The organism is Bacillus pacificus (genome assembly GCF_020861345.1).
GTDB classification, from domain to species: Bacteria; Bacillota; Bacilli; order Bacillales; family Bacillaceae_G; genus Bacillus_A; species Bacillus_A pacificus.
In genome coordinates this window covers 1,515,982-1,541,101 of sequence record NZ_CP086328.1, presented here as the reverse complement: position 1 = coordinate 1,541,101, position 25,120 = coordinate 1,515,982, and the positions used below count along the sequence as shown (strand labels likewise).

General features: G+C 37.2%; 22 protein-coding genes. All 22 read right to left on the bottom strand.

The window, feature by feature from the left end:
• Nucleotides 1-21: 21 nt before the first annotated feature.
• Nucleotides 22-1,068: an aspartate-semialdehyde dehydrogenase gene (asd, locus tag LMD38_RS08125; RefSeq protein WP_000414848.1), complete on the bottom strand. Its 1,047-nt coding sequence runs from the start codon at nt 1,066-1,068 to the stop codon at nt 22-24.
• 150 nt (nt 1,069-1,218) lie between these two features.
• Nucleotides 1,219-1,818 (bottom strand): dipicolinate synthase subunit B, encoded by a 600-nt coding sequence (gene dpaB, locus LMD38_RS08120; RefSeq protein ID WP_001049480.1) that lies wholly within the window; start codon nt 1,816-1,818, stop codon nt 1,219-1,221.
• Nucleotides 1,815-2,717 (bottom strand): dipicolinic acid synthetase subunit A, encoded by a 903-nt coding sequence (dpaA, locus tag LMD38_RS08115; RefSeq protein ID WP_000954733.1) that lies wholly within the window; start codon nt 2,715-2,717, stop codon nt 1,815-1,817. The genes dpaB and dpaA overlap by 4 nt, the downstream gene beginning before the upstream one ends.
• Before the next feature lie 237 nt (nt 2,718-2,954).
• Nucleotides 2,955-3,206, bottom strand: coding sequence for a YlmC/YmxH family sporulation protein (locus LMD38_RS08110; protein ID WP_016718300.1), 252 nt, complete (start codon nt 3,204-3,206; stop codon nt 2,955-2,957).
• A 126-nt stretch (nt 3,207-3,332) separates the two neighbouring features.
• Nucleotides 3,333-4,574, bottom strand: a complete 1,242-nt coding sequence (locus tag LMD38_RS08105; RefSeq protein ID WP_000592994.1) for a M16 family metallopeptidase — start codon at nt 4,572-4,574, stop codon at nt 3,333-3,335.
• An 86-nt stretch (nt 4,575-4,660) separates the two neighbouring features.
• Nucleotides 4,661-5,560 carry a polysaccharide deacetylase family protein gene (locus tag LMD38_RS08100; RefSeq protein ID WP_000857420.1) on the bottom strand — a complete coding sequence of 300 codons (900 nt, stop codon included), beginning with the start codon at nt 5,558-5,560 and terminating at the stop codon, nt 4,661-4,663.
• Nucleotides 5,561-5,712: 152 nt separating this feature from the next.
• Nucleotides 5,713-7,851, bottom strand: coding sequence for a polyribonucleotide nucleotidyltransferase (gene pnp, locus LMD38_RS08095; RefSeq protein WP_000076751.1), 2,139 nt, complete (start codon nt 7,849-7,851; stop codon nt 5,713-5,715).
• 160 nt (nt 7,852-8,011) lie between these two features.
• Nucleotides 8,012-8,281, bottom strand: a complete 270-nt coding sequence (rpsO, locus tag LMD38_RS08090; RefSeq protein WP_001229392.1) for a 30S ribosomal protein S15 — start codon at nt 8,279-8,281, stop codon at nt 8,012-8,014.
• Between the two features lie 100 nt (nt 8,282-8,381).
• Nucleotides 8,382-9,353, bottom strand: coding sequence for a bifunctional riboflavin kinase/FAD synthetase (ribF, locus tag LMD38_RS08085; RefSeq protein WP_000766721.1), 972 nt, complete (start codon nt 9,351-9,353; stop codon nt 8,382-8,384).
• Nucleotides 9,354-9,396: 43 nt separating this feature from the next.
• Entirely contained in the window at nt 9,397-10,320 is a 924-nt protein-coding gene (truB, locus tag LMD38_RS08080) for a tRNA pseudouridine(55) synthase TruB (RefSeq protein ID WP_000399341.1), read from the bottom strand.
• An 86-nt stretch (nt 10,321-10,406) separates the two neighbouring features.
• Nucleotides 10,407-10,763: a 30S ribosome-binding factor RbfA gene (gene rbfA, locus LMD38_RS08075; protein WP_000776443.1), complete on the bottom strand. Its 357-nt coding sequence runs from the start codon at nt 10,761-10,763 to the stop codon at nt 10,407-10,409.
• 15 nt (nt 10,764-10,778) lie between these two features.
• Complete coding sequence (locus LMD38_RS08070) at nt 10,779-11,060, bottom strand: DUF503 domain-containing protein (protein WP_000582364.1); 282 nt, start codon at nt 11,058-11,060, stop codon at nt 10,779-10,781.
• On the bottom strand, nt 11,057-13,117 hold the full coding sequence (infB, locus tag LMD38_RS08065) for a translation initiation factor IF-2 (protein ID WP_000036345.1): 2,061 nt from the start codon (nt 13,115-13,117) through the stop codon (nt 11,057-11,059). Before infB ends, LMD38_RS08070 begins: the two co-directional genes overlap by 4 nt.
• A gap of 4 nt (nt 13,118-13,121) precedes the next feature.
• Nucleotides 13,122-13,433: a YlxQ family RNA-binding protein gene (locus LMD38_RS08060; RefSeq protein ID WP_001286523.1), complete on the bottom strand. Its 312-nt coding sequence runs from the start codon at nt 13,431-13,433 to the stop codon at nt 13,122-13,124.
• A complete protein-coding gene (gene rnpM, locus LMD38_RS08055) occupies nt 13,434-13,706 on the bottom strand; it encodes an RNase P modulator RnpM (RefSeq protein ID WP_000071128.1) in 273 nt (90 codons plus the stop codon).
• An 11-nt stretch (nt 13,707-13,717) separates the two neighbouring features.
• A complete protein-coding gene (gene nusA / locus LMD38_RS08050) occupies nt 13,718-14,824 on the bottom strand; it encodes a transcription termination factor NusA (protein ID WP_062821667.1) in 1,107 nt (368 codons plus the stop codon).
• Nucleotides 14,825-14,841: 17 nt separating this feature from the next.
• Nucleotides 14,842-15,312, bottom strand: coding sequence for a ribosome maturation factor RimP (gene rimP, locus LMD38_RS08045; RefSeq protein WP_000359097.1), 471 nt, complete (start codon nt 15,310-15,312; stop codon nt 14,842-14,844).
• 332 nt (nt 15,313-15,644) lie between these two features.
• On the bottom strand, nt 15,645-19,946 hold the full coding sequence (locus tag LMD38_RS08040; protein ID WP_062821668.1) for a PolC-type DNA polymerase III: 4,302 nt from the start codon (nt 19,944-19,946) through the stop codon (nt 15,645-15,647).
• Nucleotides 19,947-20,070: 124 nt separating this feature from the next.
• The gene (locus LMD38_RS08035) at nt 20,071-21,771 is read right to left on the bottom strand and encodes a proline--tRNA ligase (RefSeq protein ID WP_000814305.1); all 1,701 of its coding nucleotides are present in this window, start codon (nt 21,769-21,771) and stop codon (nt 20,071-20,073) included.
• A gap of 109 nt (nt 21,772-21,880) precedes the next feature.
• On the bottom strand, nt 21,881-23,137 hold the full coding sequence (gene rseP, locus LMD38_RS08030; RefSeq protein WP_001090246.1) for an RIP metalloprotease RseP: 1,257 nt from the start codon (nt 23,135-23,137) through the stop codon (nt 21,881-21,883).
• A 16-nt stretch (nt 23,138-23,153) separates the two neighbouring features.
• On the bottom strand, nt 23,154-24,296 hold the full coding sequence (gene dxr / locus LMD38_RS08025) for a 1-deoxy-D-xylulose-5-phosphate reductoisomerase (protein ID WP_000790363.1): 1,143 nt from the start codon (nt 24,294-24,296) through the stop codon (nt 23,154-23,156).
• A gap of 23 nt (nt 24,297-24,319) precedes the next feature.
• Entirely contained in the window at nt 24,320-25,111 is a 792-nt protein-coding gene (cdsA, locus tag LMD38_RS08020) for a phosphatidate cytidylyltransferase (protein WP_000813584.1), read from the bottom strand.
• Nucleotides 25,112-25,120 lie beyond the last annotated feature (9 nt).

The window sequence follows — 25,120 nt, the reverse complement described above, 5'->3', positions numbered from 1 at the left end:
TTTGCACCTTCTCTTAGCCGTTTACACTAATTGTAATTTTACTAAGCGCTCTGCAATTTGAACAGAATTCCATGCAGCGCCTTTTAATAAGTTATCAGATACGACCCAAAGATGGAATCCTTTATCGTTATTTAAATCTTTACGAATTCTTCCAACGAATACTTCGTTTTTACCTACTGCAGTAGCTGGCATTGGATATAATTGCTCTTCTGGGTTATCTTGCAGAACGATACCTTCCGCATTTGCAAGTAAGTTCTTTAATTCCTCTACTGTTACGCCTTCTTTTTCTACTTCAATGTAAACAGACTCAGAGTGACCTGATACAACTGGTAAACGTACACATGTTGCCGCTACTTCTAGCTCTGGCATATGCATAATTTTTTTCGTTTCATTAATCATTTTCATTTCTTCAAATGTAAATCCATTATCTTGGAACTTATCAATCTGTGGAATCGCGTTGAAAGCAATCGGGAAATGTTTCTTATCACCTGATACAGGTAAAACATTCGCCTTTACTTCTTCACCATTTAAGATTGCTTGTGATTGTTCATGAAGTTCTTCAATCGCTGCCGCACCAGCACCTGATACAGCTTGATATGTGGAAACGATTACTCGTTTTAAACCATATTGCTGACGAACTGGCTCAAGAGCTACTACCATTTGAATTGTAGAACAGTTTGGATTTGCAATAATACCGTTATGTTCTTTTAAGTCGTTTTCATTTACTTCAGGTACAACAAGTGGCACGTTTTCTGTCATACGGAATGCACTTGTATTATCAACAACAATCGCACCGCGCTTTGCTGCTTCTGGCGCTAATTGTTTTGATACAGATCCACCAGCACTAAATAGTGCGATATCTACTCCTTCAAAACTTTCAGGAGTTGCCTCTTGAACTGTAAATTCTTCGCCTTTAAATACAAGTTTCTTACCTGCAGATCGTTTAGATGAAAGTAACGTTAACTTCCCAATTGGAAATTCTCGTTTCTCTAAAGTATTTAACATTTGTTCACCAACTGCGCCGGTTGCTCCAACTACAGCGACATGAAAAGTTTTTTGCTTTTCCATCACTATGCCCCTTTCTAGATACCAATCCTTCTATAACTTAGAATGAGAAGGAGTATACAATACCCCTTCTAATCTTAATAACGTTAATTTTATCATATTCTACAGTAAGAATGATGGTTTCATCGAAAATTGTCCGTTTTTTTTCGTTTTTTAATTCATATATCTGAATTTTTCTACGACAACCGGTTGCAATTGCTTCCCTTGCAGCGCTTCTAATACTGTATCTTCCAGTAACTCCATGCGAGCTACCATTGAATTTGGTTTTTTCTCTGGTGCATCTTGACCGAATGGGACGAAGTAGATGTTTTTTGTAGCCATTAGGCGCATGAGATTTACCCCATTAAGCCCCAACGCATCATTCGTCGAAACAGCCAATACGACGGGCTTACCATTTCTTAGCGTCGCTTTCGCTGCCATTAATACCGGAGAGTCTGTCATTGCATTAGCAAATTTACTCATAGAATTTCCTGTTAGTGGTGCAATTACCATACAATCTAGTGGAATTTTAGGTCCTAGCGGTTCTGCGCCAACGATTGAATTAATCGCTTTAAAACCTGTTACTTCTTCAATCTTTTTAATCCACTCTGCCCCTTCTCCAAATCTCGTATTTGTTGATTGAACAGTGTAAGAAACAACTGGACGCACTTCAGCTCCCTCAGCAATTAACTTTTCTAAATGAGGCATTACTTCTTCGTACGTACAATGTGAACCAGTAAAACCAAACCCTATTCTTTTCCCTTTTAAATTCATTCCCCATTCTCCTTTCTTGCGATTACATCTTCTGCTAATAACTGAGAAAGAACGTTCGCTAAAATTTGTCCTGCTGTTTTTGGAGCAACAATACCTGGTAATCCAGGTGCTAACAGCGCTTTAACTCCCCTTTTTTCCGCATATCTAAAGTCGGTACCACCTGGTTTAGAAGCTAAATCAATTACTAACGTATGAGCTGGCATTTTTGAAATGACATTCGCTGTCACAACGAGATGAGGAATTGTATTAATGACAATATCGATATCCCCTACTTCTTTCTCAATGTCCTGCATATGAAAAGGAGAAAACATCATTTCTGTAATACGTGCAATATGTTCTGACCGTCTTGCTCCAACTTTGACATGGGCTCCTAATGATTGAAATGCTCTGGCAACGCTCATCCCTGTTCTACCAAATCCTAAAACCATTACATTAGAACCATGAATTGTATAGTCGGTATGTTGAATTACCATCATTAATGTACCTTCTACAGTTGGTATAGAATTGTAGATTGCCACATCATCACGATCAAATAATTTAATTAGTTTACGGTTTGTAGTAGATACGAGATTTTCCAAGTAAGGCGTACCAATACCTGAATATATAGTAAAATGTTCTGGTGTATTTTCAATTTGTTCTTTCGTTATAGAAACTTTTTCATTTGAAAAAATAGTATCTACTTCTCCCTTGGCATTTGTACCTGCAACTGGCAAAATAATTGCATCTACAGAAGTGAAATCTAAATTTTGTATACTTTCTTTTGCTGCCCCTGTGAAGCCATGGTCTAACTGATCAAACCCTATCAATGAAAGTTTCGCATCCAATTCAACGAGCTTGCGAATTACTTCTAGCTGTCTTGCATCTCCTCCTATGACAGCAATATGCATCTCAGTCAACATTCCCTAATTCACCTTCTTTTTCTGTCATTTATAAGAAAAGTGCCTACTTTTTCTTTTTCCTCCACATCATATGTAATGTACGAGTTTTAGGTGATTGAAAAACAAAAAGCACCCATCATGTATCCCCCTATTTGTATGCAGGAAGGCCCCACCTCAAAATTCGGCGTAGGAAAAGACATTATGTTGGATTTTGCTCTGAGTAAAATGAACAAAAAAGATGACCAAAATGGCCATCTTTCACTTCGAATTTGAACGATTTGTAATATCGCAAAGAATCATATCATGACCCACTTTTTTTATTTGACTCCATGCGACTCTTATTTCTTGTGGTTCCTTTTTAAAACCTCCCCATTTCCCAGCAGGTATAATAAGAGCCTGTATTTGTCCATCCTTCTCATCAATCTCTAAATCCACATAGCCTAAAACCCCCATTTTTTCTGCTCTTTCTAAATTAACAATTTCTTTCCCACTTAGTTCACTTAATCGCATACTCTCTCCCCCTACCCAAATTATTCATTTAAGTTATCCATAATTAGTACCTATTCTATATACCCACAAAAAATAACCGTATCTCATTTAAAAGAGATACGGTTATTTTTAAATCATATATGGTAATTACAGTTTTATTCCTTTTGGAAGTTTTCCATCTGGACTAATTAATGCTGCAGAAAATTCATCTGTAAACATGTTACGAATTAACTCATCTACATTTTCTTTTGTTACCGTGTTTACACTTTCAATAATCTCATCAAGTGAACGGTGCTTACGAAGTAGCAATTCATTTTTACCATTACGGCTCATACGACTATTCGTACTTTCTAAACTTAACATTAAGTTTCCTTTTAATTGCTCTTTACTATTCATAAGCTCTTTTTCTGTAATACCTGTATTTTTTAATGTTTCTAATGTTTCTTGCATTGTTTCATACAGTGTATCTAATTGTTGGCTACCTGTTCCGCCATACAGCGTTAACATACCTGTATCTTCATAAGAAGAATGGTAAGAGAATACTGAGTAAGCTAACCCGCGTTGCTCACGTACTTCTTGGAATAAACGGCTACTCATACTACCGCCTAAAACGTTATTTAATACAATTAAGTTATAAATATCTTCGTGTCCCATTTGTAAGCCTTTATATCCTAAACATAAATGAGCTTGTTCTGTTTCCTTTTTACGTGCTACCTTATTAAAATGGAAAATTGGGCTATGTACTTGTTCACGGTTTGTCGTTCCTTCATAACTACCGAAATATTGCTCTACTGTTTGTAAAAAGGCTTCATCAATATTTCCTGCAATTGATACAACTACATTTTCAGGTGTGTAATGATCCTTAATATATTGACGTAGCGTATCACCTGTAAACGTATTAAGCGTTTCTTCTGTTCCTAAAATAGGGTATCCAAGCGGATGCGTTTCATATGTTGCTTTCGTTAACATATCATGCACAATATCATCTGGAGCATCTTCGTACATTTTAATTTCTTCACATACGACATTCTTCTCTTTTTTCAGTTCTTCTTCATCAAATGTTGAATTAAAGAACATATCTGCTAATACATCTAGAGCATATTTAGCATGCTCATCTAGCACTTTTGCATAGTAACAAGTGTATTCTTTTGAAGTAAAAGCATTCACTTGTCCGCCAATGCTATCAAATGATTCTGCAATTTCACGTGCACTACGTGTTTCTGTTCCTTTAAAGAACATATGCTCTAAAAAGTGAGAAATCCCGTTATTTTTTTCATTTTCATTTCTTGATCCTGCATGGATCCAAATACCAATCGCAACCGATCTTACAGTTGGTATATTCTCCATAACTATTCTTACACCATTTTTACAAGTATATTTTTTAATCAAAAACTTTCCTCCTAATGCCAGTTTCTCTAAATAAGTGCTATTATTTAATGATAACAAGTTTAAGGATGAATGTCATGCAAATGTATTTAATCCACACGTTTTTCATCCAGTAATTCTGTTATATTCCCTACTTTATATCCTTGTTCCTTCAATTTTGTAATCATTGTATCTAATGCTTCTGTTGTGGACGAAGTAGGATGCATTAATACGATAGCACCTGGATGTATTTTTCTCATTACTCTCTGCAATAGTACACCTGGCTCAGGTCGCTTCCAATCAATTGTATCAACAGTCCACATAATCGTTCCCATTTGAAAATCATCTGCAATTTTCACGACTTCATCCCGAAAACTTCCACTCGGCGGTGCAAACCATCTTACCTTTTGATTCGTAGCTGCTTCGATCATTCGATTTGTTTTTTGTAACTGATCTCTTATTTCATCAGACGATAACGTTTTCATATTAGGGTGTGTGTAAGAATGATTTCCAACTTCTTGCTTTGCATCGACAATCATTTTTGCAAATCGTAAATTTTCTTTCACCCAACGTCCTTCTAAAAAGAAGGTCGCCTTCACATCATGTTTTTTCAATATTTCTAATATACGAGGCAAATACTCATTTCCCCATGCCACATTTATTGTTAACCCGACCATCTTTTTATCCGGATGACCTCTATAAATTGGTGCTGGTGATAAATCTTCTAAGTGGACACTCGGTGATACTTCCTTGAATTCAAGATGTTTTTGATCAAACTGCTTTAATTTCTTCATATTGTTATAGGATGCTTCCATATCAACTTGTCTTCCATTATATCCTGGTGTTGCTTTCCATATCTTATCAATCATCGCATTTTGCGGTGCAATCTCATATTGTTTTGCATGCTTTTGAATTTCTTCATATAAGTGATCCTGTGCAAAAACAGAATAAGAACCTGCACTGACATATAAAAAGAATATACATATGTATGCCAATATACGAGTTTTCATATAAACCCTCCCATTAACTATATAAAAAACCATTTTCCTTCTTATCTTTGTTAATTTGAGCGTTATAATGAAAACTATACCTATACTGACATAAAAATATATGCAAATCATATTTTTACATAACAAAAAAAGCCAGTTAAACTGGCTTTTACTTATTGCTGCTCTTGTTTGTTTTCTTCTTTAGCAGCTTCTTTTTCTTGCTCTTCTTTTAGCAATACTTTTCTAGATAAATTCACGCGACCTTGCTTGTCAATCTCGATAACTTTAACTGTAATTACATCACCGATTTTCACAACGTCTTCTACTTTACCTACACGCTCAAGTGCAAGTTCAGAAATGTGAACTAATCCATCTTTACCGCTGAATAATTCAACGAAAGCACCGAATTTCTCAACACGTTTCACTTTTCCTTCGTAGATTTCCCCTACTTGTACTTCGCGAACGATATCCTCGATAATTTTCTTAGCTTTGTCGTTCATTTCTTGATTTATTGAAGAAATGAATACTGTACCATCTTGCTCGATGTCAATTTTAACGCCAGTTTCTTCAATAATTTTATTGATTTGTTTACCGCTTGGTCCGATAACGTCACGGATTTTATCTGGGTTAATTGTCATTGTTATAATCTTTGGAGCGTACGCTGATAATTCAGTGCGTGGCTCTGCAATTACAGATAACATATGATCTAGAATGTGCATACGACCAACTTTCGCTTGTTGTAATGCCTCTTCTAAAATTTCACGAGATAGACCATCGATTTTAATGTCCATTTGTAGTGCAGTTACACCGTGTGCTGTACCTGCTACTTTAAAGTCCATATCACCTAAATGATCTTCCATACCTTGAATATCAGTTAAAATTGTGTAATGCTCACCTGATTTAACTAGGCCCATTGCAATACCTGCAACTGGAGCTTTAAGTGGAACACCAGCATCCATCATTGCTAAAGTACTACCACAAATACTCGCTTGTGAAGTAGAACCATTTGATTCTAATACTTCAGATACAAGACGGACTGTGTATGGGAAATCTTTTTCAGACGGAATTACAGGCTCAAGAGCACGTTCTCCTAGTGCACCGTGACCAATTTCACGACGACCTGGTCCACGCATTGGTCTTGTTTCACCAACACTAAATGATGGGAAATTGTAATGGTGCATAAAGCGTTTTGATTCTTCTACACCAAGGCCATCTAAAATTTGCACATCGCCTAATGCGCCTAATGTACAAATACTTAATGCTTGTGTTTGTCCACGTGTGAATAAACCAGAACCGTGTGTACGAGATAAAATGCCAACCTCTGATGCTAATGGACGGATTTCGTCACCTTTACGGCCATCTGGGCGGATTTTCTCAACTGTAATAAGACGACGTACTTCTTCTTTTACAATTTTATATAAAATCTCATTTACTTGTCCTAATGTATCAGCATCAGCTTCTTGCGCTTCGTAATGCTCAATTACACGCTTTTTCACTTCGTTAATTGCATCTTCACGTGCATGTTTCTCATGTACTTGAATTGCAGAATGCATATCCTTCTCAGCCATTTCACGTACAGATTGGTTAAGATCAGCGTCAACTTCATAAAGTTTCACTTCTGATTTCTCTTTACCTACAGCTTGTACAATCTCTTCTTGGAATGCAATTAGACGTTTAATTTCGTCATGACCAAACATAATTGCTTCTAACATTGTTTCCTCAGGCACTTGATCTGCTCCTGCTTCAACCATGTTAATTGCATCTTTCGTACCAGCTACAACAAGGTGAATATCACTTTGTTCTTGCTGTTCTACTGTTGGGTTGATAACGAATTCGCCGTTAATACGACCAACTGTTGCACCCGCGATCGGACCTTCAAATGGAATGTCTGAAATCGATAACGCTAATGAAGAACCAAGCATAGCTGCCATTTCAGAAGAACAATCTTGATCAACACTCATTACGATGCTGACAACTTGTACTTCGTTACGGAAACCATCTGCGAAAAGTGGACGAATTGGACGGTCGATTAAACGACTTGCCAAAATTGCTTTTTCACTTGGACGACCTTCACGTTTAATGAAACCGCCAGGAATTTTTCCGACTGCATATAAACGCTCTTCATAGTTTACTGTAAGTGGGAAGAAATCTACATTTTTTGCTTCTTTTGATGCAGTTGCTGTAGATAGAACCGCTGTATCGCCATATCTTACTAATACTGCTCCGTTCGCTTGCTTTGCAAGCTGACCTGTTTCAACTGTTAGCTGGCGACCAGCTAAATCTATCGAGAAGACTTGCTTTTCTTGACTCATTTAAGTACCCCTCTCAATTTAAAGTATTCAATTCTTCTATGTAAATGGATAGTATATCACAATATTCTACCTCTAGTATTACCGAAAATGAAGTAAGCTATAAAGAGTAGAAGATATATTTTTACCTAACAAAAAAGCGGGAATATTCCCGCTTCTTTGACTATCGACGTAAGCCAAGCTTTGTGATTAATTCACGGTAACGTGTGATATCGCTATTACGAAGGTAAGTTAGTAAGTTACGACGTTTACCAACCATCTTTAATAGACCACGACGTGAATGATGATCTTTCTTGTGAGTACGTAAGTGCTCGTTTAGAGTGTTAATTTGCTCCGTTAGGACAGCAATTTGAACCTCTGGAGAACCAGTATCAGTCTCATGAGTTCTAAATTGTGCAATGATTTCATTTTTACGCTCTTGTGTTAAAGCCATCCTATTTCACCTCCTATTAATTAAACCCCCGATTACCTAGCAAGCGTCGGTGAGTCGCAATGCCAAGCAATGGTTGTCATAAAGTACATAACATAGAATACTACTTTTCATTTGAAAAAGCAAGTATATTCTTTTCGTTCGCAAAATATTCTTGTGCTGTTTTCTTATCTTTAGCGATTTGTTCAACTAACTCATCGATGCCATTGAATTTCTTCTCTTCTCTTATACGCATATGCCACTCTACTGTAACATTTTGATCATATATGTCTTTGTTAAATTCAAATAAGTGCACTTCAATAGATAGTTGGCGCTCATCTTCTTTAAAGGTTGGTTTATATCCAATATTACATACACCATCGTACCATTCATCGTGAACTTTTAATCTCACTGCATAAACACCTACAGGTGGTAATAGATACTCATCACTTAAACCTACATTAGCTGTTGGGAAACCAATTTGACGTCCACGTTTATCACCGTGTACAACCGTTCCTCCTACTGTATATGCTCTACCTAAAATAGATGGAATTTGCTCCATTTCGCCATTTCGAATTAACTTTCGTAATGCCGTAGAACTTACTTTCTCTTCTTGAAATTCAACTTTTTCAATCACAGTCTGTGTAAACTCCCCTCTTGCATGAAATGGTAAAGTCTCCATCTTTCCTTTTCCTAAACGTCCATATGAATAATCAAATCCTGCTACTACATGTTTTACATTTAAACCAATAATATAATCATCTACAAATTGTTGTGGCAATAAGCCTGCAAATGATTCATCGAATTTAACAACATATAATATATCGATTCCTAAACTCTCGACTATTTTTTCTTTATCACACATTGGTGTAATATACTCCGCATGCGCTTCCTTTTTACCTAAAACAACAGATGGATGCGGATAAAATGTCATCACTGCACTTTTATATCCTCGTTCATCCGCTATTTGTTTCGCAGTTCGAATCACACATTGATGTCCTAAATGAATGCCATCAAAAAATCCTAATGCCATTACAGTAGGTGGTAATTCTAATTTATTTTGTTCATGTGGATGAGTTAAATGAATAAGTTTCACGCTTGAATTCACCTTTTTCTGTAATAATCCTTCCAATAATTCATTATAGCTTTAGTTCTTGATTATTCACAAGTACTTTCATCGGCTTTAGCATACCAGGGTGTTTTGGATGGTGCTCATAAATTGCAAGGCAACGATCGTTTTTATCAAACACTGTTATAAATGGCGCCGTTATTTGCAATTCATTTTTTAAGAACATACCATTTTTTATTTTTTCTGCTTGCTTTTCATCTACAACCATTTTCGGGAACTTACTTAACGCTTCATCAATTGAAATGAAGATAGACTCTACTGTTCCATTTTGCACGTTTTCTTCAATTTCTTCAAATGATATGCAATCTTCTAATACAAATTCACCTGAAGCCGTTCTTACAAGGTGAGACATATGTGATGGAAAACCAAGTTTTTCACCAATCATTACCGCTAATGTTCTTACATATGTGCCTTTACTACACGTTACACGGAAACGGAATGAAATATTTTCTCCTTCAAACACTTCACGGTCATCTAGTAATACAAATTCATGAATTGTAATTGTACGAACTGGACGTTCAACCTCTTGTCCTGCTCTTGCATATTCATATAATTTTTTCCCGTTAACTTTTACAGCCGAAAACATCGGAGGCATTTGCTCAATCGTACCTGTTAATGCGGCAAGAACCTCTTCCACTTCTTTACGAGTAATAACACGATCTACATGTTTCGTTTCCACAACTTCACCTGAAGCATCTTCAGTTGTTGTTGAAAACCCTAATGTTACTTCACCTTCATATGTTTTCGTTTCACTTGTTAAAAATTGTGCAATCTTCGTTGCTCGTCCAACACAAATAGGCAATACTCCTGTTACATCTGGATCTAATGTTCCTGTATGACCAATTCGTTTTTCACGCAATATCTTTCTTAATTTAAATACACAATCGTGTGATGTCATGCCTTTTGGCTTATGTAATAATACTACACCTTCCATATATGTTCACCTCATCGTAATTCTTTCATAATCATTACCTAAAACTTATTTTACATTGAAAAAATGGATAGACAAATGTCTATCCATTATTCTTCACGTTTACCTTCTTTATTAATTTCATGTAAAAGTGTATCAATTCGATGACCATATCCGATAGATTCATCAAATTCAAAGGAAATTTCAGGCGTTTTACGAAGACGAATACGTTGGCCAATTTCTGAACGAATGAAGCCTTTTGCCTTCGCTAAACCTTTTAATGTACTTTCTTTCTGTTCTTCATCACCTAAAACAGAAATATATACTGTAGCAATTTGTAAATCTCCACTCACTTGTACATCTGTTACAGTAACAAATCCGACACGTGGATCTTTAATTTTACGACTGATGATGTCGCCTAATTCTTTTTTCATTTGCTCGCCTACACGGTTTGCACGTAATTTCATAACTCTTCACCTCATTCAATACCATTCCAATTGTGTTATCGTACGTTCAATTTCAGGAAATGAATCGATATACTCAAGTACACGATTCATTTCTTTTTCACAAATAACACGATTTGAGGATACGGAAACAATCGCAATTTCTGTACGTTGCCATACATCTTGATGCCCTACTTCTGAAACAGCTACGTTATAACGCTGTTTCACACGAGTTAACACCCGTTGCAAAATTGCTCGTTTCTCTTTTAAAGAATGCACATCGTAAATCATACACTCGAATGAGAGAGAAGCGATAATCATCGCTTCACTTCTTCCATAATGTACGCTTCAATGATGTCCCCTTCTTTAAGATCGTTGTATTTCTCAATTGTAATACCACACTCATAGTTTTGAGCAACTTCTTTTACGTCGTCTTTGAAACGTTTTAACGTATCAAGTTGACCTTCATAGATTACCACACCATCACGGATAATACGCACGCCGCTATCACGTGTAATTTTACCATCTGTTACGTAACAACCTGCGATTGTTCCAACTTTTGTTACTTTAAACGTTTGACGTACTTCTGCTTGACCGATTACTTTTTCTTCAAATTCTGGATCTAGCATACCTTGCATCGCTGCTTCGATCTCTTCGATTACTTTATAAATAATGCGGTGTAAACGAATATCAACGTTCTCTAATTCAGCTGTACGCTTCGCATTTACATCTGGGCGTACGTTAAATCCAATTACAATTGCATTAGATGCAGAAGCTAAAATAATATCAGATTCTGTAATCGCACCTACGCCTGTATGGATAATTTTAACTTTAACACCTTCAACATCAATTTTACGTAGTGATGCTGCCATTGCTTCTACAGAACCTTGTACGTCCGCTTTCACAATTAAGTTAATTTCTTTTACATCGCCCTCTTGGATTTGTTGGAATAAATCTTCAAGGCTTAATTTAGATTTCTCACCACGTTGAGCAAGTAGCGCTTCTTGTGCACGTGATTCACCGATTTGACGAGCTTTCTTCTCATCAGCGAATGCCATGAAACGATCTCCTGCTTGTGGTACTTCGTTTAAACCTGTAATTTCAACAGGAGTTGATGGACCAGCAACTTTTACACGACGACCAATATCACTTACCATTGCACGAACACGACCGAATGTAGTTCCAACAACGATTGGATCTCCTACTCGAAGCGTACCGTTTTGAACAAGTAATGTCGCGATAGTTCCTTTACCTTTATCAAGTTGGGCTTCAATTACAGTACCAGTTGCATAGCGGTTTGGATTTGCTTTATACTCTTCTACTTCACTTACAAGAAGAATCATTTCTAGTAAATTGTCAATTCCTTCACCTTGAATCGCAGAAATTGGTACGAAAATTGTGTCTCCGCCCCATGCTTCTGGAACTAATTCATATTCTGTTAGTTCTTGCATTACGCGATCAGGGTTCGCAGCTGGTTTATCCATTTTATTCACAGCAACAATAATTGGTACTCCTGCTGCTTTCGCATGGTTAATTGCTTCAACTGTTTGTGGCATAACACCGTCATCAGCTGCAACAACAAGGATTGTAATATCCGTTACTTGTGCACCACGAGCACGCATCGTTGTAAACGCCGCGTGACCAGGTGTATCTAAGAATGTAATTTTCTTGTCATTTACTTCAACTTGGTATGCACCAATATGCTGAGTAATTCCACCCGCTTCACCAGCAGTTACTTTAGAGTTACGGATAGAGTCAAGCAATGTTGTTTTACCATGGTCAACGTGTCCCATGATTGTAACTACAGCTGGACGCTCTTTTAAGTTCTCTTCATCATCTTGCTCATCGATGAATGTTTCAAACTCAGTTTCGCTTACAATTACTTCTTCTTCTACTTCAATACCGTAGTCGTTAGCAATTAACTCAATTGTATCTTTATCTAAGTCTTGGTTAATTGTTGCCATAATTCCAAGCATGAAGAGCTTTTTAATAATTTCAGATGGCTCTTTACTTAATTTCTTAGCAAGATCACCTACTGTAAGACTTCCAGAGAAAGTAATTTTATCTGGTGTTTCTACAGTTTGTGTTTGTTGTCTTCCAGCAAAGTTCTCTTGACGCTTGTCTTCGTTTCCTTTGCCTTTTTTCTTTTTCTTATTGCTGTTCTTTTTACTACGAACAACTTTTTCTTCTACTTCAAACTCATCTGCAACAGAAGGTTTTTCAGTTTGATACTCATTATCTAATTTGTTTACTACTTCATCGTCTAACATTGTCATATGATTCGAAACCTCGATATTCATTTCTTTTAGTTTTGTCATAAGATCTTTACTTGAGATATTATGTTTTTTCGCATATTCATGCACTCGAATTTTACTCATACCTTCACCCCCGGTAATTTGTATCGAGCATGCTACGCAGCTTTTTCGCAAAGCCTTCATCTAACACAGCTACAACGACTCGCTCATCTCTCCCAATCGCATGCCCTAATTGTTGTCGATTTTCGACCTTTCTCATTGGTACGTTGTAGTACGTCGTTTTATCCGTAATACGCTTTGTAGTATTTACTGACGCATCTTCAGATAGCAACACAAGTTTTGCTTTGCCACTTCGTACTTCCTTTAAAACGAGTTCTTCACCCGAAATAATTTTTCGAGCCCGGTTTGCTAGTCCTAAAAACGATTTCCAATCGGACACTTATTTCGACTCCTTCTCAACAAGCTCAAGAAGTTCTTCATAAAGAGAACTGTCGATTTTCGCTTTTAGATGATGTTCCAAAACATTTTTCTTTTGAGCTTGAAGAATGCTTTCTTTATCTTTTGATAAATAAGCACCTCGTCCTGATTTCTTTCCAGTTAAATCAATAGACACTTCTCCCTCTTTGGAACGAACAATGCGAACGAGCTCTCGTTTTGATTTCATTTCTTGCGTTGCAACACATTTTCGTAACGGAACTTTTCGATTGCTCATACTCATCACCTCTACTCGATTTCGTCTTCAACTGAATCGAATCCGAATGCGATTACGCTATCTTCTTCTGTTACAATTCCAAGTTGTTTCGCATCAGACTCACTCTTAATATCAATTTTCCAACCTGTTAATTTAGCTGCAAGACGGGCATTTTGTCCACGTTTACCGATAGCTAATGACAGTTGGTGGTCTGGAACAACAACAGTTGTTGCTTTTTCTTCTTCATCTACAAGCACTTTAACAACTTGTGATGGGCTTAAAGCATTGGCAACATATTCTACTGGATCATTTGACCAGCGAACGATGTCAATCTTTTCACCTTTTAGTTCGTCTACAATGCGTTGTACACGTTGTCCTTTCGGTCCTACACAAGAACCTACTGGATCCACATCAATGTTCTCTGCATGTACAGAGATTTTAGAACGATCTCCTGCTTCACGTGCTACAGAACGAATTTCAACCGTTCCATCATAAATTTCAGGAACTTCCATTTCGAATAAACGTTTTAAAAGACCAGGATGTGTACGTGATACGTAAATTTGTGGTCCTTTTGTTGTTTTTTCTACTTTCGTAATGAATACGCGAATACGATCATGTGGTTTGTACTGTTCGTTCGGCATTTGCTCACTTACAGGTAATAAAGCTTCTACTTTCCCTAAGCTTACATAGATGAAACGAGCATCTTGACGTTGTACGATACCAACCATGATATCTTCTTCACGATCACTAAACTCAGAGTAAATAACACCACGCTCTGCTTCACGCACTCGTTGTGTTACAACTTGTTTTGCAGTTTGTGCTGCAATACGACCGAAATCTTTTGGCGTTACCTCAATTTCTAGTACGTCACCATCTTGATAGTTTGGATTAATTTGTCTTGCTTCTTCAACAGAAATTTCAAGACGTGGATCAAACACATTATCAACAACGTCTTTACGTGCTAAAACTTGGATTGTTCCCACTTGTGGGTTAAAGCTCACACGAACGTTTTGTGCTTGGTTAAAATTGCGTTTATAAGCAGAGATTAACGCTGCTTCAATCGCATCAATAATAATATCTTTACTAATTCCTTTTTCTGACTCTAATACGAGCAAGGCATCTAACAACTCAGTGCTCATGAAGATCCCCCTTCTAACTAAAACGTAACAGCAAGTCGCGCATTTGCAACTTTGTCCATTGGAATTTGGATTTCTTTTTTACGTGTTTTAATTGTTAATAATAGTGTAATTGTAGTACCATCGTAGGAAAGCATTTTTCCTTCAAACATCTTTTCACCATCAATCGGCTCATATGTTTTAATTGCCACTTGTTTTCCTACCGCTTGCTGGAAGTCTTTCTCTTTCTTTAATGGGCGTTCTGCTCCAGGAGATGACACATCCAAAAAGTAAAGATGAGGAATTGGATCCTCTTTATCTAAAGCTTCGCTTAAACGTTCACTCACCGCACCGCATTCTTCAATGTCGACTCCCTTTTCAGAATCGATGAATACGCGTAAGAACCAGTCTTGTCCTTCTTTCACATACTCTACATCTACAAGTTCAAGATTTAACTCTTCAACGATTGGCTGCGCAAATGCTTCTACAACTTCTGTGACTTTCTTATCCATAAACAGCCTCCTTCCTGCCGCCATGTACCATTTACAAGAAAAGACCCCGCCCATAGAACGGTCTATCTTATTCTTTCTCGTTAGCTAACAAAAGCCCCTGCCGTTAAGCAGGGAATATCTGTCTTAGTATTACCAAATTTAAGAAGTAAAACTTGTAACAAAATATGTATATACGACAGAAATTTCTTACCTCTCCACATCAATAAAATGTAGATAGTAACACGAAAGAGTGGGTTTCCCCACTCTTTTTTTCACACAATATACATGACATGGTTATCTCGGTTAATAGTATACCATAGCAAATGTTGATTTGCAAAGACTTTTCCTACCTATTAGAACAGTGATAACTGGTTTTGATCCGGCAAATCACCTAAACAACCTTGACTATCTAAGTACTCAATAATTGTTTTCGAAACCTTACTACGCTGCTGCAAGTCTTCCTTTGATAAGAATTCTCCATTTTTACGAGCTTCCACAATACTTAAAGCTGCGTTCGTACCAAGACCAGGTACCGCATTAAATGGAGGAATTAATGAGTCTCCATCAATAATAAAGTCTGTTGCATGTGAACGATACAAATCAACCTTTTGGAATGAGTATCCACGCTCACACATTTCAAGTGTCATTTCTAGTACCGTTAATAAACTCTTCTCTTTCGGCGCTGCATCTAAACCTTTTTGCGCAATTTCATCAATTCTTGCACGTATAGATGCTGAACCTTTCGCCATCGCTTCTACGTCAAAGTCATCTGCACGAACGGTAAAGTATGCCGCATAGAATAGAAGCGCGAAATGTACTTTAAAGTATGCAATACGCACGGCCATAAGTACGTATGCAGCCGCATGGGCTTTAGGGAACATGTACTTAATCTTCTTACATGAATCAATATACCAACCTGGTACATTATTATTTTTCATGTCCTCTTCCCATTCTTCTGGTACACCTTTACCTTTACGTACTGACTCCATGATTTTGAAGGCTAATGATGGGTCTAAACCTTGATAGATTAAATATACCATGATGTCATCACGACAACCGATAACTTCACTCAGCGTACATGTACCGTTATAAATTAATTCGTTTGCATTACCTAGCCATACGTCCGTACCATGTGATAATCCAGAAATTTGGACTAACTCTGAGAATGTCGTCGGTTTCGTCTCTTCTAACATCTGTCTTACGAATTTCGTACCAAACTCTGGTATACCAAGTGTACCTGTTTTACAGTTAATTTGTTCTTCCGTTACGCCTAACGATTCTGGCCCTGAGAAAATTTTCATTACTTCTGGATCATCCGTTGGGATTGTTTTCGGGTCAATACCACTTAAATCTTGTAACATACGAATAACTGTCGGATCATCGTGTCCTAGTATATCAAGTTTCAATAAATTATCATGAATCGAGTGGAAGTCAAAGTGTGTCGTTCTCCACTCAGCCCCTATTGAATCTGCCGGATACTGTATCGGTGAGAAATCAAAAATGTCCATGTAATCTGGCACAACGATAATACCACCTGGATGCTGTCCTGTTGTACGTTTTACACCGGTACATCCTGCTACTAAGCGATCAATTTCTGCATTTCGAATCGTCAAGTTATGATCGTTCGCATAACCTTTTACATATCCATAAGCCGTTTTTTCCGCAACTGTACCAATCGTTCCTGCACGATATACATAATCTTCACCGAACAGTACTTTCGTATAGTTATGGGCACGTGGTTGATATTCCCCGGAGAAATTCAAATCGATATCGGGTACCTTATCTCCTTTAAATCCAAGGAACGTTTCGAACGGAATATCATGTCCATCTTTTACGTATGGAACATTACATGTAGGACATTCTTTATCCGGTAAGTCGAAACCAGACCCTACAGAACCATCATTAAAGAATTCTGATTGCTTACACTTCGGACATACATAATGTGGTGGTAATGGGTTTACTTCTGTAATTTCCATCATCGTTGCAACGAATGATGAACCTACCGATCCACGCGAACCTACTAGATATCCGTCTACTAATGATTTTTTCACAAGTTTATGTGAAATTAAATAAATTACGGCGAATCCATGACCAATAATACTTTTTAATTCTTTTTCTAAACGGGCTTCTACTATTTCAGGTAACTCTTCACCATAAATGCTACGCGCCATTTTATAACTCATATCACGCGTTTCATCATCTGCACCTTCAATTTTCGGTGTATATAGATCATCTTTTACTGGATGAACATCACCAATTAATGATGCAATCTTTTGTGTATTCGTTACGACAATTTCTTTCGCTACGTCTTCACCTAAAAATGAGAAACACTCTAACATTTCATCCGTTGTACGGAAATGTACAGGTGGTAATGAATGTCGGTTTAACGGATTCGCTCCACCCTGTGAACTTACTAAAATTTTACGATACATTGCATCTTCTGGATCTAAATAATGTACGTTTCCGGTAGCAACAACTGGTTTATCTAACGTCTCACCTAGTTTTACTAAGTTAGAAATGATTGTTTTTAATTGTCCCTCATCTCGAACGAGTTCACGCTCTACTAAATGACGTAACACTTCTGGTGGCATTACTTCAATGTAATCGTAGAACTGCGCAATTTCTTCTACCTCTTCAGGAGCTTTTTGCATCATCGCCTCAAACACTTCACCTTTATCACAAGCCGTTCCTACTAAAATACCTTCACGATACTTTTTTAATAGTGATCTTGGTACTCGTGGTACACGGTAAAAGTAATTTAAATGAGAATATGAAACAAGTTTATATAAATTTTTCAATCCAACATCCGATGTAGCAAGTAATGTCATATGACTTGGACGCCCGCGTTTATATGCATCCCCTTGTCCCATACTATCGTTTAATTGATCGTGATATTCAAAACCTTTTTCAATTACCTCTTTTAACATTTTTACAAGTAAATATCCCGTTGCTTCTGTATCATAAATTGCACGGTGATGTTGCGTTAATTCGATATCCATCTTTTTACACAACGTATTTAAACGGTGATTTTTCATTTCTGGGAATAAGAATCGTGCAAGCTCTAACGTATCTATTACTGGATTTTTTGTTTTTTCTAAACCAGCTTTTTTAAATCCTACGTTAATAAAGCCCATATCGAAGCTTGCGTTATGAGCAACAAGTGTATGGTCGCCCATCCATTCTTCAAACTTTTTAAACACTTCGTCCACTTCTGGTGCGTCGGTTAACATATCATCTGTAATACCTGTTAATTCAATGATCGTTGCCGATAATGGTTGATGCGGATTTGCAAAAGATTCAAAGCGGTCAATAATTTCGCCGCCTTTTACTTTTACAGCAGCTAACTCAATAACTGTATCATATACAGCTGATAAACCTGTCGTCTCAACGTCGAAAACAACATACGTTTCCTCTGCAAGTAAACGATGCGCTTCGTTATACGCTATTGGTACACCGTCATTCACTAAGTTTGCTTCCACACCATATATAACTTTAATTCCGGCTTTTTTCCCAGCTGAATATGCTTCTGGGAATGACTGTGCAACAGCATGGTCTGTAATGGCAATAGCCTCATGCCCCCATTTACCTGCTTGAGCAACAAGCTTAGAAACTGGAGTAACAGCATCCATTTGACTCATTGGCGTGTGAAGATGCAGCTCTACACGTTTTTCGCCTTCTGGTGCTTTATCTTTACGAGACGGTCCTGTTATTTCATTAATATCATTTGCAATCATTACTAAATCTCGAACAAATGTATCATTTTGAACAGAACCACGAGCCTTCACCCACATTCCTTTTTTCAAGGATTGTAGCATTGGAATATCTTCTTTATCACGTGAGAACATTTTGATCATAATCGAATCTGTATAATCCGTTATTTTTAAAGTTAATAACGTACGTCCACTACGAAGCTCTTTCGTTTCCACATGGAAGACATATCCTTGAACTGTTTTTCTTCTTTCTTCATCTTGAATTTCTCGCATCGGTGTAATCTCTTCATCTGGCTTAATAAGATACCCGAGTGTGATCGGTCCTTCATGCACAACGCTACTTTCTTCAGCTTGCTTCTTCGCCATTTCTTCCATAGCTTGTATAACACGCTCGCGGTCCTCTTGCTGCGTTTGCTCACGAAACTTTTGCATTTCTTCTGTATTTTGCTGTATATGTGTGTCTAGCTGGAAACGCGGGAATCCAAAAGCCTCGTATTGATCCCCTACTGGTTTCGCAACGTTTTTCTTTAAAGCAGTAGATTCCAGCTCATTATTCACATTTATAAGTAACTTCACTCCATTAACCTGCGGAAGCTGCTTCTTTAAATAAGCAAACATAGGTGAAAATGTAATTCGTTCCGTACAAAGTGGCCAATACGCCCTCACTTCTTCTTCAGTAAATTGTTTGTTCTCTGTTTCTAATGCAAATGTTGTTCTTGCAATATGAGAAAATGATTGCTTAAGCTTTGTTTCTAGCAATTCATATAATTCTGTAGGCAAAATACGCGGCACTTGTAAGTCAAAATGCCAACTTTTATTCGCTTTATCAATAACTAGCTTTTCAATGCCACCGCCTTGTAAATATTGATTTATAAGGTCTTCTGGTATTTGCAACTGCTGGAGCAAAATTTGAAATCGCTCTTGTTGTTCATTTGTTAAAGACATAAGCACTCTCCTTCCATTTGCTATTATAAATTGAAACGTACTACAAAGAAAGATTTCTCCCTTCTTCTTTTACAAAATACGTTTACAAAGAAAGAGAAGGTACCTCGTTATGAGGTACCTCTTCTTATTTTAAAATATTAGCAATATATGTTTGAAGCTCTTCTACTTTCACTTCTTCAGACTCACCTGTAGCACGTACTTTCACTTCTACAATACCTTCGTCTGCTTTTTTACCAACTGTCACGCGAACTGGAAGGCCGAATAAATCAGCATCAGCAAATTTAACGCCTGCACGTTCTGCACGATCATCTAGTAATACTTCATATCCTTGCTCTTGTAATGAGTTATAGATGTTTTCACCCATTTCACGTTGTGCATCAGATTTCATATTTACTGGAATTACATGCACATGGAACGGTGCAACAGCTTTTGGCCAAACTAAACCGTTCTCATCATTAAACTGCTCTGCAATTGCTGCCACTGTACGAGACACACCAATGCCGTAACAACCCATAATAAGTGGTTGTGTTTTTCCGTTTTCATCTAGGAATGTTGCGTTCATTGCTTCACTATAACGAGTTCCTAATTTGAATACATGACCAACTTCAATTCCGCGTGCGAAAAGAATTGTTCCGTTTCCGTCTGGAGATTGATCTCCTTCTTGAATGAATCGTAAATCCGTATATTGACTTACTTTAAAGTCACGTTCTGGATTTACATTTACATAATGGAACCCTTCTTCGTTAGCTCCTGAACATCCGTTGACAATCGATGCTACAGCGTGATCAGCAATAATTTCAATATCACCTGTTACACCAATTGGACCTAATGAACCAACTTCACAATTTAATAATTCTTTTACTTCTTCATGAGAGGCAAGCTCAACAACGGAAGCACCGTATACATTTTTCACTTTTACATCGTTTACTTCATGATCACCACGAACAAGTACAACTACTAATTTCTCATCTACTTTAAATACCATAGACTTAATGCACTTTTCAGCTTCGATGTTTAAGAAGGCAGATACTTCTTCAATTGCTTTTTGGTCTGGTGTTGCTACTTTTTCAAGCGCTTTTTCTGCTTCGTCACTCTTCGTATACGTAGCTACAACAGGAGCCATTTCGATGTTCGCTGCATAATCAGATGTATCAGAGTATGCAATTGTATCTTCACCAACATCAGATAATACCATAAATTCATGTGTATCTTTTCCGCCCATTGCTCCTGAATCAGCAATAACCGCACGGAAATTCAAGCCACAACGAGCGAAAATGTTAGAGTATGCTTTGTATAAGCGATCGTACACTTCATCTAAGCTCTCTTGTGTAGCATGGAAAGAGTATGCATCTTTCATTAGAAACTCTCTTCCACGTAATAAACCGAAACGAGGTCTTTGTTCATCACGGAATTTTGTTTGAATTTGATATAATGTTAACGGTAATTTTTTATATGATTTCACTTCATCACGTACAAGATCCGTAATTACTTCTTCATGTGTCGCTCCTAATGCAAATTCACGAGCATTACGATCTTTCATACGCATTAATTCAGATCCGTAAGAATACCAACGACCTGACTCTTGCCATAATTCTGCAGCTTGCATCGCTGGCATTAATAATTCTACAGCACCTGCGCGCTCCATTTCTTCTCGAACAATTCGTTCTACTTTGTGTAGCACTTTTAATCCAAATGGTAAAAAGCTATAAATACCAGAAGCATTTTGACGCATAAAACCTGCACGAAGTAATAACTGATGACTCTTAATTTCAGCATCAGCTGGAACTTCACGTAATGTAGGACTAAATACCATACTTTGTTTCATTTATTCGCACCTCTTCATTTTACTCTTATACGCAGGAAAACCCCTCACCTCGAGTTAGGTGAGGGATTTTATTCTACGAGCTCTATTTCATTATAAGTTTCACTTTATTTTACAAGAAAAACTTACGAATGTCATTCCAAGTTACTACTAACATAAGTAACATTAATAATGCAAAACCAATAAAGTGAACCATTCCTTCTTTTTGACGGTCAATTGGTTTCCCGCGTAACGCCTCAATTAAGAAGAAGAACAAACGTCCACCGTCTAAAGCAGGAACTGGTAGTAGGTTAAATAAACCAAGGTTAATACTTAAAACGGCTGCTAAACTTAATACACGCGTAAATCCATAATCTACAACTTGATCTGTTAGATTATAAATTCCTACTGGACCTGACAACTCATTAATAGAGAATTGGCCGGTTACTAATTTCACAAGAGACTCAAAAATTAGTTTCGTCCATTGGTATGTTTGTTCAAAACCTGATTTAATAGAACCCATCACTGTTTTTTCTACAGGAGAGTAAACACCGATTCTACCAACTTCTTCTTTACCTTCTTTATCAAGCGTTGGCGTTACTTTCACATTAAACTGTTCACTATCACGCTTTACTTGTAACGTAATTTCTTTATTCGGATTTTCACGTACAATGGTAACAACATCTTTCCATGTACTTGTGTTTTTCCCATCAATAGCTTGAATTGTATCATTTTCTTTTAATCCAGCTTGCTCTGCCGCACTATTCTCCATCACTTTTCCGACCATTGGTTTGTCAACAGGAACACCTTGTACAAATCCAAGAATCACAAAAATAACAAATGCTAAAATGAAATTCATTGCAGGACCCGCAAAGATCGTTAAAGCACGTTGACCTAATTTCTTAGAGCCAAACTGTCTATTATACGGAGCAATTTGAATTTCTTCACCGGCAGTAATAATACGAGCCTTTTCATTCACTCGGAATGTTTGAAGCTCTTCCTCGTACTCTTCATAACCCGAAATTGTTAAATTATGCTCTAAATCAGCTTGTTCCACTTCAATCACGCGAACATTTGGATACTTTTCATATCCATCAAAAACTAATTTTACAACTTCGTCTTTTTCGTTTAATACAAGGCCAACCTTTTTCCCAGGCTTTAACTCAACTGTATCTGCATCCTCGCCAGCCATTCTTACATAGCCACCAAGGGGCAATAATCGAATCGTATACACCGTTTCATTCTTTTCAAATGAGAATATTTTCGGACCAAAACCAATCGCAAACTCACGGCATAAAATACCTGCTCTTTTTGCGAAATATAGATGCCCTAGCTCATGGAAAAATACGAGTGCACCGAAAATTAATATAAAGGCAATCGCTGTATTCAATTCCATACCACCTTTGCTAAATTTGTTCCATCACAAACCGTCTTGTGGTTGCATCAATTTCCAGAATTTCCTCTAAGCTCGGACGTGCAATGACATTGTGATGGTTCATTGCTTTTTCAATGAGGTCTTCCACTGTTAAGAAACCAATTCTCTTTTGTAAAAAAGCTTCAACAGCTACTTCATTCGCTGCATTCATTACAGCCGGCATACTTCCACCTGTTTTTCCAGCTTCATACGCAAAGCGCAAGCAACGGAAACGTTCTTGGTTCATTTTCTCAAAATGCAATGTACCCATTTCCCATAAATTTAACTGCTTTGTGTCTGAAAGAGGCAATCGATCAGGATATGTAAGTGCGTATTGAATTGGTACTCGCATATCAGGTGAGCCAAGCTGTGCCATCACACTACGATCTTCAAATTCAACCATAGAATGAATAATACTTTCTTTATGTAAAACAACATCGATTTGCTCGTAAGGGATACCAAAAAGCCAATGTGCTTCAATTACTTCTAGCCCCTTATTCATCATTGTAGCAGAATCAATTGTAATTTTCGAACCCATTGACCAGTTTGGATGTCGAAGCGCATCTTCTACGGTCACATGATGCAATTCATCTCTCGTTTTATCACGGAAACTTCCACCAGAAGCCGTTATAATTAGTCGAGAAATTCTTTTTTCATTTTCACCATTCAAGCATTGAAAAATAGCTGAATGTTCACTGTCTACTGGAAGTAACGAAACATTATGTTTTCGCGCTGCTTCCATTACAAGATGCCCTGCAGTTACTAACGTTTCTTTGTTTGCAATTCCAATTGTTTTTTTCGCCTCAATTGCACGAAGTGTTGGTAACAACCCTACGCTACCTACAACAGCATTTACTACGATCTCCGCATCTGGATGTAATGCTACTTCTAAAAGTCCTTCACTACCATATACAATTTTTGTATTACCAGAGACAGCTTGTAATTTTAAAACATCTTCCTCTCTTTGCACAGAGACAATTTGCGGAGAAAATTCTTGAATGACTTTTACTGCGTAGTCAATATTTTTCCCTACAGAAAAAGCAACGAGACGGAATTGGTCTGGGTGCGAGCGTAATACATCTAAAGTTTGTGTACCAATTGATCCGCTTGCACCTAATAAACTAATGTTTTTCATGACTCCAACCCCTCGTTCATTTATTAATTGTATTGTAATAAGAAGTAGAGAATTGGTAAAACGAATAACCAACTATCTGTTCGATCTAATATACCACCATGTCCAGGTAAAATTGTACCTGAATCTTTTACGCCATAATGACGTTTAAATGCAGATTGTACTAAATCACCAATTTGTCCAAAAATAGAAATGATAATTGTCAGCACAATTAAAATTACTACATTCGATTCCACTGGGAAAAACATGTTGTAAACAAGCGCTACAATAATTCCACAAACGATGCCGCCTAATGAACCTTCAATCGTTTTATTTGGACTAATTTCTGGCCATAACTTTCTTTTTCCTAATGCTTTTCCTACGAAATATGCGCCTGAATCAGTAGCCCATATAACAAATAATGCGCAAAACACATATTTAATTCCTAAAATTCTCGTTTCATTCAAATATAAGAATCCCATTGCAACATATGTTGTTGCCATTAGTAAAAATGAAGCATTGTCAAAAGTAAATGTATTCTTAGAAAGGACTGTATATGATAAAAGTAATAGAACAATCACAAATGTGATTTCTAATTTACCTAATCCAATCCAAGTAAACAGTTCTGATGCACTACTTGGAATTAAAATAATCCATAATAATACTGCAGCTAAAACTGTTGGTACTGAAATAAGCGTAAGCTTATTCATACGAATTAATTCATATAAACCTATAGAAGCAAGTGCATACACTAAAACCGTAAAAGGCACGCCACCGTAAATTACGATGGGAATGAATAGCGCGGCAGCAACCACTCCAGTAATAATTCTCTGTTTCACTACCAAACC